The sequence below is a fragment of the Mycobacterium sp. AT1 genome (assembly GCF_002043095.1).
GTDB lineage: Bacteria > Actinomycetota > Actinomycetes > Mycobacteriales > Mycobacteriaceae > Mycobacterium.
In genome coordinates this window covers 17,710-31,084 of the sequence record NZ_MVOC01000092.1, presented here as the reverse complement: position 1 = coordinate 31,084, position 13,375 = coordinate 17,710, and the positions used below count along the sequence as shown (strand labels likewise).

The 13,375-nt window shown below is 67.8% G+C and carries 12 protein-coding genes and 1 pseudogene; 5 read left to right on the top strand and 8 right to left on the bottom strand.

Translation table 11 applies throughout. The features are described from left to right. Together B1790_RS32155 and B1790_RS32150 are read left to right on the top strand one after the other, a co-directional pair. A pseudogene (locus B1790_RS32155) lies at positions 1 to 547 on the top strand (bifunctional [glutamine synthetase] adenylyltransferase/[glutamine synthetase]-adenylyl-L-tyrosine phosphorylase); the annotation flags it as partial. 76 nt (positions 548 to 623) lie between these two features. Continuing rightward, positions 624 to 1,484 carry a TIGR03619 family F420-dependent LLM class oxidoreductase gene (locus tag B1790_RS32150; protein WP_079927337.1) on the top strand — a complete coding sequence of 287 codons (861 nt, stop codon included), beginning with the start codon at positions 624 to 626 and terminating at the stop codon, positions 1,482 to 1,484. Between the two features lie 12 nt (positions 1,485 to 1,496). Here B1790_RS32150 and B1790_RS32145 read toward each other — a convergent pair whose 3' ends face one another. Next, complete coding sequence (locus B1790_RS32145; protein ID WP_079927336.1) at positions 1,497 to 1,928, bottom strand: DoxX family protein; 432 nt, start codon at positions 1,926 to 1,928, stop codon at positions 1,497 to 1,499. A gap of 119 nt (positions 1,929 to 2,047) precedes the next feature. Further along, complete coding sequence (glnA, locus tag B1790_RS32140) at positions 2,048 to 3,484, bottom strand: type I glutamate--ammonia ligase (protein WP_079927332.1); 1,437 nt, start codon at positions 3,482 to 3,484, stop codon at positions 2,048 to 2,050. 127 nt (positions 3,485 to 3,611) lie between these two features. Here glnA and B1790_RS32135 point away from each other — a divergent pair, with 127 nt between their 5' ends. Continuing rightward, complete coding sequence (locus B1790_RS32135; RefSeq protein WP_079927331.1) at positions 3,612 to 4,094, top strand: RDD family protein; 483 nt, start codon at positions 3,612 to 3,614, stop codon at positions 4,092 to 4,094. Here B1790_RS32135 and B1790_RS32130 read toward each other — a convergent pair. The 6 genes from B1790_RS32130 to sucB all read right to left on the bottom strand — a co-directional run bounded on the left by B1790_RS32130 (position 4,091) and on the right by sucB (position 11,110). Then, positions 4,091 to 5,905 (bottom strand): amidohydrolase, encoded by a 1,815-nt coding sequence (locus tag B1790_RS32130; protein WP_198952179.1) that lies wholly within the window; start codon positions 5,903 to 5,905, stop codon positions 4,091 to 4,093. The genes B1790_RS32135 and B1790_RS32130 overlap by 4 nt on opposite strands. A 114-nt stretch (positions 5,906 to 6,019) precedes the next feature. After that, on the bottom strand, positions 6,020 to 6,775 hold the full coding sequence (locus tag B1790_RS32125) for a DUF4191 domain-containing protein (protein ID WP_079927329.1): 756 nt from the start codon (positions 6,773 to 6,775) through the stop codon (positions 6,020 to 6,022). A gap of 4 nt (positions 6,776 to 6,779) precedes the next feature. Further along, positions 6,780 to 7,754 carry a lipoyl synthase gene (gene lipA / locus B1790_RS32120; protein ID WP_369832465.1) on the bottom strand — a complete coding sequence of 325 codons (975 nt, stop codon included), beginning with the start codon at positions 7,752 to 7,754 and terminating at the stop codon, positions 6,780 to 6,782. Next, positions 7,751 to 8,431 (bottom strand): lipoyl(octanoyl) transferase LipB, encoded by a 681-nt coding sequence (gene lipB / locus B1790_RS32115; RefSeq protein ID WP_079927328.1) that lies wholly within the window; start codon positions 8,429 to 8,431, stop codon positions 7,751 to 7,753. The genes lipA and lipB overlap by 4 nt, the downstream gene beginning before the upstream one ends. 19 nt (positions 8,432 to 8,450) lie before the next feature. Beyond that, positions 8,451 to 9,359, bottom strand: coding sequence for a TIGR01777 family oxidoreductase (locus tag B1790_RS32110; protein WP_079927327.1), 909 nt, complete (start codon positions 9,357 to 9,359; stop codon positions 8,451 to 8,453). A 5-nt stretch (positions 9,360 to 9,364) separates the two neighbouring features. After that, complete coding sequence (gene sucB / locus B1790_RS32105; protein WP_079927326.1) at positions 9,365 to 11,110, bottom strand: 2-oxoglutarate dehydrogenase, E2 component, dihydrolipoamide succinyltransferase; 1,746 nt, start codon at positions 11,108 to 11,110, stop codon at positions 9,365 to 9,367. A 147-nt stretch (positions 11,111 to 11,257) separates the two neighbouring features. Between sucB and B1790_RS32100 the strand changes: the two genes are divergently transcribed. After that, positions 11,258 to 11,614: an oxidoreductase gene (locus B1790_RS32100; protein ID WP_079927325.1), complete on the top strand. Its 357-nt coding sequence runs from the start codon at positions 11,258 to 11,260 to the stop codon at positions 11,612 to 11,614. Continuing rightward, positions 11,607 to 13,373 (top strand): SDR family oxidoreductase, encoded by a 1,767-nt coding sequence (locus B1790_RS32095; RefSeq protein ID WP_079927324.1) that lies wholly within the window; start codon positions 11,607 to 11,609, stop codon positions 13,371 to 13,373. The genes B1790_RS32100 and B1790_RS32095 overlap by 8 nt, the downstream gene beginning before the upstream one ends. Positions 13,374 to 13,375: the final 2 nt, after the last annotated feature.

Genomic DNA, 13,375 nt, shown 5'->3' with positions numbered 1-13,375 from the left:
GCATCGCGTCGCCGGCGACGAGGACCTCGGGTACCGCTTCCTGTTGATGGCCGACAAGACCCGGTATCCACCCGGCGGGGTGTCCACCGAAGCGGTGCAAGAGATTCGACGGGTGAAGGCGCGCATCGACGCCGAACGCCTGCCCCGCGGCGCCGACCCGAACACGCACACCAAACTGGGCCGTGGTGGGCTCGCCGACGTCGAGTGGACGGTTCAGCTGCTGCAACTGCGCTACGGCCACGAAATCGAGGCGCTGCACAGCACGTCCACGCTGGACACCCTCAACGCCATCGGCGCCGCCGAACTGATCGCCGAGGGCGACGTCGACGTCTTGCGGCAGGCCTGGTTGACCGCGACGAAGGCACGCAACGCGCTGGTCTTGGTGCGCGGCAAGCCAACCGATCAGCTCCCGGGGCCGGGCCGTCAGCTCAACGCGGTGGCCGTCGCGGCCGGGTGGGACAACAGTGACGGCAGCGAGTTCCTCGACAACTATCTGCGGGTGACCCGACGCGCGAAGTCGGTCGTGCGGCGGGTCTTTGGCGAGTGAGCACTGACGTACCGTTCGACGTCGTCACCGGACGACTCCTCGCGTGGTCGAATCCGGCCTTGGCGAGGGGGGCCGGGTGAAGTTCTACGTCAGTCCTGCGTTCCTGCCGACCCGTGAAGTGGTCGAATTGGCCAAGGCGGCAGATGATTTGGGCTACGACGGTTTCGGGATTCCGGACCACGTCGTCAACCTGGAGAAGCTGGCGACGCCTTACCCGTACACCAAGGACGGGGAACGCCGGTGGCAGCCGTTCACCGACTGGCCGGATCCGTGGGTGCTGATCGGGGCGCTGGCCTTGGTCACCGAACGGCTGCACTTCGTCACGACGGTGTACATCCCGGGGATGCGTGACCCGTACTCCGTGGCGAAAGCCGTTGGGACGGCCGCGCATCTGGCCGGTGGTCGGGTGGAGCTGGGGATCGGCGTCGGGTGGTGCGAGGAAGAATTCGCGTTGATGGGCCAGCGCTTCGACCGTCGAGGCAAGCGCACCGACGAGATGCTCGAACTGCTTCGCGCGCTGTGGCAACCGGGATGGGCCGAATTCGACGGCGAGTTCTACCAGACGCCCCGCCTGGAGATGGAGCCAACGCCGCCGCCCATTCCGATCTACGTCGGGGGACTGAGCGACGTCGCGCTCCGTCGGGCAGCTCGCAACGACGGCTGGATCGGCGATCTGATCTCCACCGACCGCGCCATCGCGAGTGCCCGACGGTTACGCGAACTACGCGCCGAAAACGGGCTCGGGATGGAGGGTTTCACCATCTTGACCCCGCTCGTCGACGCGGTGAGCATTGCGGACTACCACCGTGCCGAAGCCGCCGGGATCACCCACATCCTGACGATGCCGTGGATGTTCTACTCGGGCCCGGCGGCCACGACGGCGGAGAAGATCGACGGAATGAAGCGCTTCCGCAAGGACTTGGAGCTGGACCGGTGATCGGCCTCGACGTCAGCCCCGCGTCCGGGTGGCGGACACTGCGCCGGTACGGCGCCGAGCGTCGATGGCCCACGCGCCGCCACCGGTGAACACCAGCAGGAAGAACGCGAAGCAGTAGAGCACGGCCGCCTCGCCACCGTCGGCCAGCGGAATGGGGCCCATCGGCAGGTGCTGGGTGAAGTACGCGAAGGCCATGGTGCCCGACGCGAAGAAGGCCGCGATGCGGGTGAACAATCCGAGTCCGATGAGGACACCGGTCACCAGTTCGATGACACCGGCGTACCAGTACGGCCAGAGACCGACGGGGGCCTGCTGGTCGGCCATCGGCCAGCCGAAGAGGTGCGAGGTGGCGTGGCACAGGAACAGCAGCGCGAAGACCACGCGGAAGATGCTCAGTACGGCGGGGGCGTGGGGGGACAGTCTGGCGTCAAGGTTCGTCAGCATGGCGATCACTCTACTATCCGGACTTCGGTCCGTATAGTTGTACCTCCGCCGACACGACGAAGCCGGGCGGAGTGAACTCCGCCCGGCTTCGTTTGCCGGCCTACGCGCCGTTTCGACGATTACACGTCGTAGTACAGCGCGAACTCGTACGGGTGCGGGCGGATCTGGATCGGCATGATCTCGTTCTCACGCTTGTACGAGATCCACGTCTCGATCAGGTCCTCGGTGAACACGCCACCCTCGGTGAGGTAGTCGTGATCTTCCTCGAGACGGTCGATCACCGCGGACAGCGACGTCGGGGCCTGAGGAATGTTCGCGGCCTCCTCGGGAGGAAGCTCGTAGAGGTCCTTGTCGACTGGCGCCAACGGCTCGATCTTCTTCTTGATGCCGTCGATGCCTGCCATCAGCATCGCCGCGAACGCCAGGTACGGGTTACCCGAGCTGTCCGGGCAGCGGAATTCGAGGCGCTTGGCCTTCGGGTTGTTGCCCGTGATCGGGATGCGGACGCACGCCGAGCGGTTGCGCTGGCTGTAGACCAGGTTGATCGGAGCCTCGTAACCGGGCACCAGACGCTTGTAGGAGTTCACCGTGGGGTTGGTGAACGCCAGCAGCGACGGCGCGTGGTGCAGGATCCCGCCGATGTAGTGACGCGCCAGATCCGACAGGCCCGCGTAGCCCGACTCGTCGTGGAACAACGGCTTGCCGTCCTTCCACAGCGACTGGTGGGCGTGCATGCCGGAACCGTTGTCACCGAACAGCGGCTTGGGCATGAAGGTGACGGTCTTGCCGTTCTTCCACGCCGTGTTCTTGATGATGTACTTGAACAGCAGCACGTCGTCGGCGGCAGCCAGCAGGGTGTCGAACTTGTAGTTGATCTCGGCCTGGCCTGCGGTGCCGACCTCGTGGTGGCCGCGCTCCAGGATGAACCCGGCGTTCTGCAGGTTGGTGGCCATCTCGTCGCGCAGGTCGACGTAGTGGTCATACGGCGCGACGGGGAAGTACCCACCCTTGGGTCGGACCTTGTAGCCCAGGTTGGGGCTGCCGTCGGCTTCGAACGGCTCGCCGGTGTTCCACCAGCCCGACTCGGAGTCGACCTCGTAGGAGGTGCCGTTGATCTTCGAGTCGAAGGTCACCGAGTCGAAGATGTAGAACTCGGCCTCGGCACCGAAGAAGCAGGTGTCGGCGATGCCCGTGCTGGCGAGGTAGTTTTCGGCCTTGCGGGCCACGTTGCGCGGGTCACGCGAGTAGGCCTCGCGGGTGAACGGGTCGTGCACGAAGAAGCTGAGGTTGAGCGTCTTGGCGGCGCGGAACGGATCGATGCGCGCAGTGTTGGGATCCGGCAGAAGCATCATGTCGGACTCGTGGATGGACTGGAATCCGCGCACCGACGAGCCGTCGAACGCCAAACCGTCCTCGAACACGCTGGCGTCGAACGCCGACGCGGGGATCGAGAAGTGCTGGACGACGCCCGGCAGATCGCAGAAGCGAATGTCGACGTACTCGACGTTCTCGTCCTTGATCAGCTTGAAGATGTCGTCTGCAGTCTTTTCTGGCACTGAGAATTCTCCTTTGACTGGTGATCCGCCGTTCGACGCTAAGGACACCATATTGCGCGGCGGTCAAAGGCATGTTGCGCCGACGTTACGCAGTGGTGGTGCCGGAGGCCCACCCTATGCTGGTTTCATGGCGCGCACCTTCGGTTCCTGGCTCTCCGGCCCGCCACCGTCCGAAGCTGGCGACGCCAGCCAGGGACCCAACGACTTCGCCGGCCAACGTCTTGGCCTGCCCCAGTCTGGACCGGGTTCCCTGGTCGGCACCGGTCGACGGGTGCTGGCCGTCACCCTCGACTGGCTGATCGCGATGGGACTGGCGTCGCTGGCGGGTTCGGTCGACGGCACCGGCACCCTGGCCGATCACCGCGCGCTGGTCCTCGAGGTCATCTGGCTGGTGCTCGGCGCCGTGTCGGTACGGCTGTTCAGCTTCACCCCCGGCCAACTGGCGCTGGGCCTTCAGGTGGTCTCGGTCGACCACCGCCAGCACGTCGGCATCGGCCGCGCGACCGTCCGCGTGCTGCTCGTCGCGCTGGTGATCCCGGCCCTGTTCACCGACGGCGACGGTCGCGGCTTCCAGGACCGGTTGACGGGGACCGCCATCGTCAGGCGCTAGACCTCGTGGCGGATCTGCCCGTTCATCATCGTCATCGTGACCTTCGCCCGGTGAATGTCGTGCGGCTCGGCGGTCAGGATGTTCTGGTCCAGCACGATGAGGTCGGCCAGCTTGCCGGTCTCGAGTGATCCGACCTTGTCGTCGAGCCGGATCTGATGAGCTGCCCCGAGGGTGTTGGCGTGCACCGCCTCGGCTACCGACAGCCGCTGGTCGGCGGGCTCCAGTACCGGCGCATCCGGCTTTCCGATGAGTTGCCGGGTCACGCCGATCTGGATCGAGTCCAACGGCTTGTACGTCGAGAAGTAGCCCGCGGCAGGCCAATCGGTGCCAAACGAGATGCGTCCACCCGACTTGAGTACCTCCTGCGGTCGGTAGAGCAGGTCCTTGCGGGGCGCGCCGTAGCGCGAACCCATGTTGGTCACGGTGTCCGGATCTGCCGACAGCCAGTTCGCCGAGAACTGCGCGATGACGCCGAGCTCACCGAACCGTGGGTTGTCCGAATCCTCGACGTAGACGAGGTGGGCGATGGCGTGTCTACGCTCGCGCGGTGGGTTGGCCTTGATCGCCTCGGCGATGGCGTCCAGTGCCACCCGCGCCGTGTGCTCGCCACAGGCATGCACGTGGAGGTCGAAGCCCGCGGCGTCGACGTCGCGAATCATGCGGTGCCACTGCTCCTCGGTGAACGGCGAACCACCGGTGGTGTCGGGCTTGTCGGCGTAGGGCTCCAACAACCAGGCCGTGTAGCCACCCTGCGTGCCGTCCCCGACGATCTTGACCACCGTGGCCTGCACCAGCTCGGTGTTGACGCGATTGCGCACCTCGGTCATCTTGGCCACCGCGTCGTCGACCGGCGGTCCCTTGACGGCGTAGGACGCCACGACGCGGAACGGGAGTTCGCCGCGATTCTCGGCGTCGACGTAGAGCTCGAGGATCGCCGCCTGGTCCTCGCCGATCGGCGGCACCCCGGCGTCGAAGACCGAGGTGATGCCAGCCTGGGCGGCCTTCGGCGTCCATGACGCCAGCAGCTTCGCCATCGTCTCGGGGGAGATCGGTTCGACGGCATTGACGATCTGCAGCTCGGCGACGACCTCGAGCACGTACCCGGTCGGATCGCCCTTCGTGTCGCGGGCGTAGTAGCTGAAGCCCGGGATCGGATCGGGGGTGTTGCGGTCGACCCCGGCGATCTGGAGTGCCTTCGAGTTGACCCACAGGCTGTGGCCGTCGATGGCGAAGAAGAACGCGGGACGGTCGGGGATGATGCGATCCAGATCCCCCTTGGTAGGCCCCTCCGGGCCGAACATGTCCACGCGCCAGCCGAATCCACGGATCGGCCCGTCGGGGTTCGCCTTGGCGTACGCCTCGATCGCGGCGAGCGCGTCGGCACCCGTTGGCAGCTGCAGGTCGAGCCCGGAGGTCAGGAAGGCACCCATGAACGGGTGGATGTGGGCCTCGACGAAGCCAGGCATCAGCAACCGGCCGTCGAGGTCGACCACCCGGGTTCCCTCGCCGACCTGGGCCATCGCCCCTGCCTCGTCGCCGACGTGGGTGATGGTGTTGCCCGTGACCGCGAGGGCCTTGGCCCACGGCTCGACACCGGCGACGGTGTAGATCGGGCCGTTGCGGAAGACGAAGTCCGCGGGCTTGCCGGCACTCGGCGCGCTGCTCGGCGAGGCGGATTCCCGGCTCGGCGAGCACGCCGTCATCGCCGTCGTGGCCGCGGCCATGGCCGCCACGGTGAGCACCGTCCGTCGGGTTGCCCGGGCGGCGCCGAACGACGCGAAGTGTGGCGCCCATTGGCATGCAGTACACATCGAAGCCCCCCAAGGCGTCAAAGTCTTTGGCCGCTAGGCCATTTGATGCCTACTCAGATGGAGAGGCGCAGTGGGAACATTAGCTGCTGACCCACGCGACGGGGCGGATTTGCGCTACTTGCGGCGCACGGTGCGTTGCACGCCGCGCATCTTCGCGCCAGGAGGCAAGGGACCCTTCGGCATGGCGGCCGGTCCCATCCGGGAACCCAGCGCCGCCAGTCGCGACTCCAACGAGTCCATCTGCTTGGCCGTGATGTTGGCCGGCAGCTTGGTGAGGTGGCGCTCCAGCTTGGACAGCGGCACCTCGCCCTCGCCGTTGCCGACGACGAAGTCGTAGATCGGGATGTCACCGATGAGCCGGGCGGTCTTCTTCTTCTCCTGCGCCAGCAGCGGCTTGACGCGCGTCGCCGATCCTTCGCCGACGAAGATCACGCCAGGCCGGCCGATCACGCGGTGCACCGCGTCGAAGTGTCCCGTCGCCGCGACACCGGGGGTGACGCGCCACTTGCCGCGCAGGTTGTCCAAGGCCCAGGCGGCCGCGCCGGTCTGCCCCTCGGCCTTGCGGTACACCGACTTCTGCGCACGGCGCCCGAAGATGATGAACGCCACCAGGAGGCCGAGCACCACGCCAAGCGGAATCAGCGTTACGTAGGTGAACACGTTGCCGACGACGACGCCGATGACCACCGCGATCGCCACGATCAGCACGAACGCGCCGATCATGTACGGCAGGAGTCGGGTGTCCTCCTTGCGCTGAATCTGGAACGCCTGCCAAAGCTGACTGCGGCGCTCCTTGGATGCGGCCTTGCGGGCAGCCTTCGCCTCGGCCTTGGCGGCCTTGTCGACAACGGGCTTGCGGGTCTTCGCCATCGGATCAGGATACGGGTGGTGCGTTATTCGCCCGCAGTTGCGCCGCTTGCGCGTACAACTTGCCCGCCCGGTAGGACGATCGCACCAACGGACCGGCCAGAACGCCGGGGAAACCCAGCTCCTCGGCGAACTTGCCGTGCTCGACGAACTCCTCGGGCTTGACCCACCGCTCCACCGGATGATGCCGAGCCGTCGGCCTCAGATACTGGGTGATCGTGATGATGTCGCAGCCCGCCTCGTGCAGGTCGACCAACGCCGTCCGCACCTCCTCGGGGGTCTCGCCCATGCCGAGGATCAGGTTGCTCTTGGTGACCAGGCCGTAGTCACGCGCGGACGTGATCACCGAGAGACTGCGGTCGTACCGGAACGCCGGGCGGATGCGCTTGAAGATGCGTGGGACGGTTTCGACGTTGTGCGCCAACACCTCTGGCCGCGTCTCGAACACCGTCTCGAGCTGCTCGGGGATCGCGTTGAAGTCCGGGATCAGCAGTTCGACGCCGGTGTTCGGGTTGAGTGCCTTGATCTGACGCACCGTCTCGGCGTACAGCCACGCCCCGCCGTCTGGCAGGTCGTCGCGCGCCACGCCGGTGACGGTCGAGTACCGAAGGCCCATCGCCTGGACGCTCTCGGCGACGCGGCGGGGCTCGTCGCGGTCCAACTCCGACGGTTTGCCGGTGTCGATCTGGCAGAAGTCGCATCGCCGCGTGCACTGCTCGCCGCCGATGAGGAACGTCGCCTCGCGGTCTTCCCAGCACTCGTAGATGTTGGGGCAGCCGGCCTCTTCGCACACGGTGTGCAAGCCCTCACGCTTGACCAGGGCCTTGAGTTCCTTGTACTCGGGACCCATCTTCAGCTTGGTCTTGATCCACGGCGGCTTGCGCTCGATGGGAGTCTCGGCGTTGCGCACCTCGAGGCGCAGCAGCTTGCGGCCAGTCGAGGAAACGGGCAGCTGGGAGATCTCGGACGGTTCGACGGTCACTTCGACAATGCTAGCGCTGGTCGGCCGTCGAGGGAGTCGGGCACCGCCACGGCGACGACGTCGGCGACCTCGTCGACGGTGATCCGGCGGCCGAGTTCGGCCGTCAGGGACGTGACACCTGCATCGGAGATGCCGCACGGCACGATCGAGGTGAACGCGGAGAGGTCGGAATCACAGTTGACCGAGAAGCCGTGCAGGGTGGTCGCACGCGCCACTCTGATGCCGATGGCCGCGACCTTGCGCGCCGGTCGGCGGTCGTCGCCGGGAACCCAGACACCCGACCGGCCCTCGACGCGACTCGTCGCGAGCCCGAAGCTCGCGCACACCGCGATCAGCGAATCCTCCAGCCGGCGGACGAACTTCACCACGTCCAGTGGCTGCGCCAGGCCGATGATCGGGTAGCCGACCAACTGACCGGGACCGTGCCAGGTGATCTTCCCACCACGGTCGGTGTCGACGACGGGGACGTCGGAGGCCACCGGCCGTTCGTGGGGTTCGGTCCGCCTGCCGGCCGTGTAGACCGGGGGATGCTCGAGCAGCAGCAGGGTGTCGGGGCCACCCGCCACCCGGGCGTCGGCCAACTCGCGCTGCATCTGCCATGCATCGAGATAGTCGACCGAACCCAGTCGTCGCACGACGATGTCGGTGTCCGCCGACCGGACCGATGCTGCGCCCATGTCGTGAACGGTACGCGCGTCAGGATCCCTTGGGCGCGGTGACGTAGGCCATCGCCTCGCCGATGGTGTGATGGCGAAACTCGAAGCCGACCCGCTCGAGCGCGGCGGGGATCGCGCGCTGCCCGCCGAGAAGCCCCTCCTCGGCGAACTCACCGAGGACGGCGCGCAGGGCGAACCCGGGGACCAGCATGGGCGTCGGCCGGTTGAGCGCCCGCCCAAGTGCGGCGGTGAACTCGGCGTTGGTGACCGGCGCGGGTCCGGTGCCGTTGACGGGCCCGGCGACGTCGTCGCGTTCGATGGCGAACGCCAGCGCCCGCACCTCGTCTTCCAGGCTGATCCAGGGCATGTACTGCCGACCGTTGCCCAGCCGCGCTCCGAGGCCGAGCCCGAAGAGCGGCTTGAGGCGCGCCAGCATGCCGCCCGAGGGTGACAGCACCAGGCCGGTGCGCATCAGCACCACCCGCACGCCCGCGGCGGACGCCGTCTCGGTCGCCGCCTCCCAGTCCCGGCAGAGACCCGCGAGGAAACCGTGACCCGCCGGCCCCGATTCGTCGACGACGTGGTCACGCGTGTCGCCGTAGTAGCCGACGGCGCTCGAGTTGACCAACACCGGGACACCGGATTCGACGACCGCCCGCGACAACACCTCGGTCGGGCCGATCCGGCTGTCGCGCAGGCTCTGCTTGAACGCGCCCGACCACCGCTTGGCGGCGACGCCGACGCCGCACATGTTGACGACGGCATCCACGCCGCGCAACGCACTCGCGTCGAACTCACCGGTGTCCGGGTTCCAGAAGATCTCGTCGGCAGTGGCCGGTGCTCGTCGCACCAGCCGCAGCACTCGATGATCGGCGGCCCGAAGAGCCGACGTCAGCGCCGAACCGATCAGACCCGAGGAACCCGCAATCGCGATGACGGCATTTCGCACGAGGCCTACAGTCCGAGGTCGGCCTCGAACGCTCCCTCTTCGAGACGCCGTTTGACCGTCGTCAGGAATCGGCCGGCGTCGGCGCCGTCGACGAGGCGGTGGTCGTAGGTCAGCGGCAGGTAGCAGACCGACCGAACACCGATCGACTCGTTGCCGTTCTCGTCGACCACGACGCGCGGACGCTTGACGATGGCACCGGTACCCAGCATCGCCGCCTGCGGCGGAACCAGGATCGGCGTGTCGAACAGCGCGCCCTGACTACCGATGTTGGTGATCGTGAACGTGCCGCCGGACAGCTCGTCGGGCTTCAGGTTGCCCGAGCGCGCGCGTGCCGCGATGTCGGCGATCGCCCGTGCAATGCCGCCGAGGGACAGATCGCCCGCGTTCTTGACGACGGGGGAGAGCAGACCCTGTTCGGTGTCGACCGCGAAGCCCAGGTGCTCGGCGTCGTAGTAGGTGATCTCCTTGGAGTCCTCGTTGTAGCTGGCGTTGACGTTCGGATGCGCCTTGAGGGCGTCGATCACCGCGATCGCGAAGAACGGCAGGTACGTGAGGTTGACGCCCTCGCGCTCCTTGAACGTCGCCTTCGCGCGGGCCCGCAGCGCCACGATCTTGGTCAGGTCGACCTCGTGCGTCTGCGTCAACTGCGCCGTCGTCTGCAGCGATTCACGCGTCTTCTTGGCGGTGATCTGCCGGATGCGGTTGGCCTTCTGCGTGGTGCCGCGAAGGTGCGACAGCTCCGGTGCGGCGGCGGCAGGTGCCTTGGCCGCCGGGGCTTGGGCTGCGGCCGGCGCGGGCTCCGCGGCTGCCGGCGCCTTTGCGGCCTCAGCCGCGGCCAGCACGTCCTGCTTGCGGATGCGGCCGCCGACGCCGGTGCCCTTGACCGAGGTCAGGTCGACGCCGTTGTCGTTCGCCAGCTTGCGGACCAAGGGCGTCACGTACGGGCTGCCGTCGGACACGGGTGCCTCGGCTGCGGGTGCGGCCTTGGGCTGCGGCTTCGGTTCCGGCTTGGGTTCGGGCTTCGGCTCGGGCTTCGGTTCCGGCTTGGGCTCTTCGGCCTTCGGCGCGGGCTCTGGTTCCGGCTCCGGCTCTGGTTCGGGCTTGGGGTCCGGCTTGGACTCCTGGGCCTTCGGCGCGGCGTCGGCATCGCCGATCTTGGCCAGTTCGCCGCCGACCGCGACGGTGTCGTCTTCGTCCGCGGTGATCGACAGCAGGGTGCCTGCGACCGGTGACGGGATCTCGGTGTCGACCTTGTCGGTGGAGACCTCGACCAGCGGATCGTCGACCTCGACGGTGTCGCCGACGCTCTTCAGCCAGCGAGTGACGGTGCCCTCGGTGACGGACTCACCCAGTTCGGGCATCACGACCGAGGTGGACTTGCCTCCGCCGCTGCTCGGCGCGGCGGCCGGCTCTTCCTTGGCTTCGGGCTCTGGCTCCGGTTCTGGCTCGGGCTCGGGCTCCGGCTCGGACTTCTCCTCGGCCGCGGGAGCGCTCTCGCCGCCGTCGCCCTCGTCGGCGTCACCGATCGTGCCGAGGTCGCCGCCGACCTCGACGGTGTCGTCCTCGTTGGCGATGATCTTGGTCAGCACGCCTGCGGCGGGCGACGGGATCTCGGTGTCGACCTTGTCGGTGGACACTTCCAGCAAGGGCTCGTCGACCTCGACGGTGTCGCCTTCTTGCTTCAGCCATCTCGTGACGGTCCCCTCGGTGACGCTCTCACCAAGTGCGGGCATCTGGACGGTGATGGCCATGTGATGTGACTCCTCGAACGGTCGCTCGTAACGGTCGAAAATGCTCGCTGCCCATCCTGTCACGTCCGGGCCCGCCGGTCGTCGCAGACCGGCCGAGTTGCTCCTCTGGCACCATTGAAAGGACGATCGAAGGGAGTTGAGGTCCAGTTGGGACTGTTCGATTCGTTCCGTCGACGCGGCTCCAAGGGCGGCTCCGACCGTCGAGACCCCGCGGCCGACCTCAAGTACCTGAAGCAGTGGGTCGCCGAACACCACGGCGTGGAGGCCTTCGTCGAACCCAAGACCACCGTCACCGAGGTGACGGTGGTCCTCGTGGCCGCCGACGGCGAATGGACCCGGCGCCGCGCCGGCGGCGACAAGGGTGCCCGCCAGCTCTCCGACAAACTCGACATCCCGGTCTACGACGTCCAGAAGGTCGGCTACCCACAGCGCATGCGTGACTTCGACGCGCGCCGACGCATCGAACGCAAGCGCGAACTCAGACGGGAACTCGAAGATGACTGACGTGACGCACACGACCGTCGCCAGTGCCGACGGCGTGCGCATCGCGGTCTACGAACAGGGCAACCCCGACGGGCCGACGATCGTCATGGTGCACGGCTGGCCCGACTCGCACGTGGTGTGGAACGGCGTGGTCGAACTGCTCGAGGAGCGCTACCGCGTCATCCGCTACGACAACCGTGGCGTCGGGAAATCGGATGTGCCCAAGCATCATTCGGCGCACGCCATGGCGCGCTACGCCGACGACTTCGACGCCGTCGTCGGCGCGCTGAGCCCGGCCGAACCCGTTCACGTACTGGCCCACGACTGGGGCTCGGTCGGCATCTGGGAGTACCTGTCCCGGTCGGCGGCCGCTCGCCGCGTCGCCTCGTTCACCTCGATCTCGGGCCCAAGCGCCGAACACGTCGACCGCTTCGTCTCGACCCGACTCCGGCGCCCGTACTCGCCGCGGCAGTTCACCCGCGGTCTCGCCCAGTTCCTACGGCTGACCTACATGGCAGCCAACTCGATCCCGGTGCTGGCGCCGGCCGCCGTCCGGGTGGCGTTCCGCGCCGGACTGCTCGACCGCATCCTGGCCAAGGACCGTGTCCCCGCAAACCAAATCCATCACTCCGCCGACCTCGTCGACGACGCCGTCAACAGCATGAAGGTGTACCGGGCCAACTACTTCGGGTCGCCGGCCGTCGACCGTGCGGAGGGCCGCGTCGACGTGCCCGTCCAGCTCGTCGTCGCCACCGGTGACCCGTTCGTGCGGCACTACGTGTACGACGACGCCGCGGCCTGGGCGTCACGGCTGTGGCGCCGTGACGTCGTGGCGGGCCACTGGGTGCAGCTGTCACACCCCCGGACGGTGGCCGACGCGGTCGCCGAGTTCGTCGACCACCTCGGCGGCGGCACCGCCGCCCGCGCCCTGTTGCGCGCCGAGGTCGGCAGGGCGCGCAGCACCTTCGGCGATTCCCTGGTGTCGGTGACCGGCGCGGGAAGCGGCATCGGCAGGGAGACCGCGCTGGCGTTCGCCGAACAGGGCGCCGAGGTCGTCGTCAGCGACGTCGACGAGGCCAGTGTCGCCGAGACGGCGGCGATGGTCATCGCGCGAGGCGGCGTCGCCCACCACTACGTGCTGGACGTCTCCGACGCCGCGGCCGTCGACGACTTCGCCGAGCGGATCTGCGCCGCGCACGGGGTCCCCGACGTCGTGGTGAACAACGCGGGCATCGGCCACGCCGGCTCGTTCCTGGACACCCCGGCCGAGCAGTGGGACCGCGTGCTGGAGGTCAACCTCGGCGGCGTGGTCAACGGCTGCCGAGCCTTCGCCAAGCGGCTCGTCGAGCGCGGCACCGGTGGCCACGTCGTCAACGTGTCGTCGATGGCCGCCTACGCACCGCTGCAGGCGATGAACGCGTACTGCACGTCCAAGGCGGCGGTGTACATGTTCTCCGACTGTCTGCGCGCCGAACTCGACGCCGCAGGCGTGGGCCTGACGACCATCTGCCCCGGCGTCATCGACACCAACATCGTCAACACCACCCGGTTCGACGCACCCGCGGGACGCGGCGGTCAGGTCGCCGGGCGTCGCAAGCAGATCGAGGCGATGTTCGCCGCGCGGCGCTACGGCCCCGACAAGGTCGCCAAGGCCATCCTGTCGTCGGTCGCCAAGAACAAGGCGATCCGTCCGGTCGCGCCGGAGGCCTACCTGCTCTACGGCACGTCGCGGATCGCGCCGCAGGTGCTGCGCAGCACCGCGCGCGGCTCGGTGATGTAACC

Excerpts from the sequence above, each read along its gene's own strand:
- lipB (WP_079927328.1), bottom strand. The coding sequence starts at position 8,431 with ATGGGCGCAGCATCGGTCCGGTCGGCGGACACCGACATCGTCGTGCGA.
- B1790_RS32135 (WP_079927331.1), top strand. The coding sequence starts at position 3,612 with ATGGCGCGCACCTTCGGTTCCTGGCTCTCCGGCCCGCCACCGTCCGAA.
- sucB (WP_079927326.1), bottom strand. The coding sequence starts at position 11,110 with ATGGCCATCACCGTCCAGATGCCCGCACTTGGTGAGAGCGTCACCGAG.
- B1790_RS32125 (WP_079927329.1), bottom strand. The coding sequence starts at position 6,775 with ATGGCGAAGACCCGCAAGCCCGTTGTCGACAAGGCCGCCAAGGCCGAG.
- B1790_RS32130 (WP_198952179.1), bottom strand. The coding sequence starts at position 5,905 with ATGTGTACTGCATGCCAATGGGCGCCACACTTCGCGTCGTTCGGCGCC.
- B1790_RS32095 (WP_079927324.1), top strand. The coding sequence starts at position 11,607 with ATGACTGACGTGACGCACACGACCGTCGCCAGTGCCGACGGCGTGCGC.
- B1790_RS32145 (WP_079927336.1), bottom strand. The coding sequence starts at position 1,928 with ATGCTGACGAACCTTGACGCCAGACTGTCCCCCCACGCCCCCGCCGTA.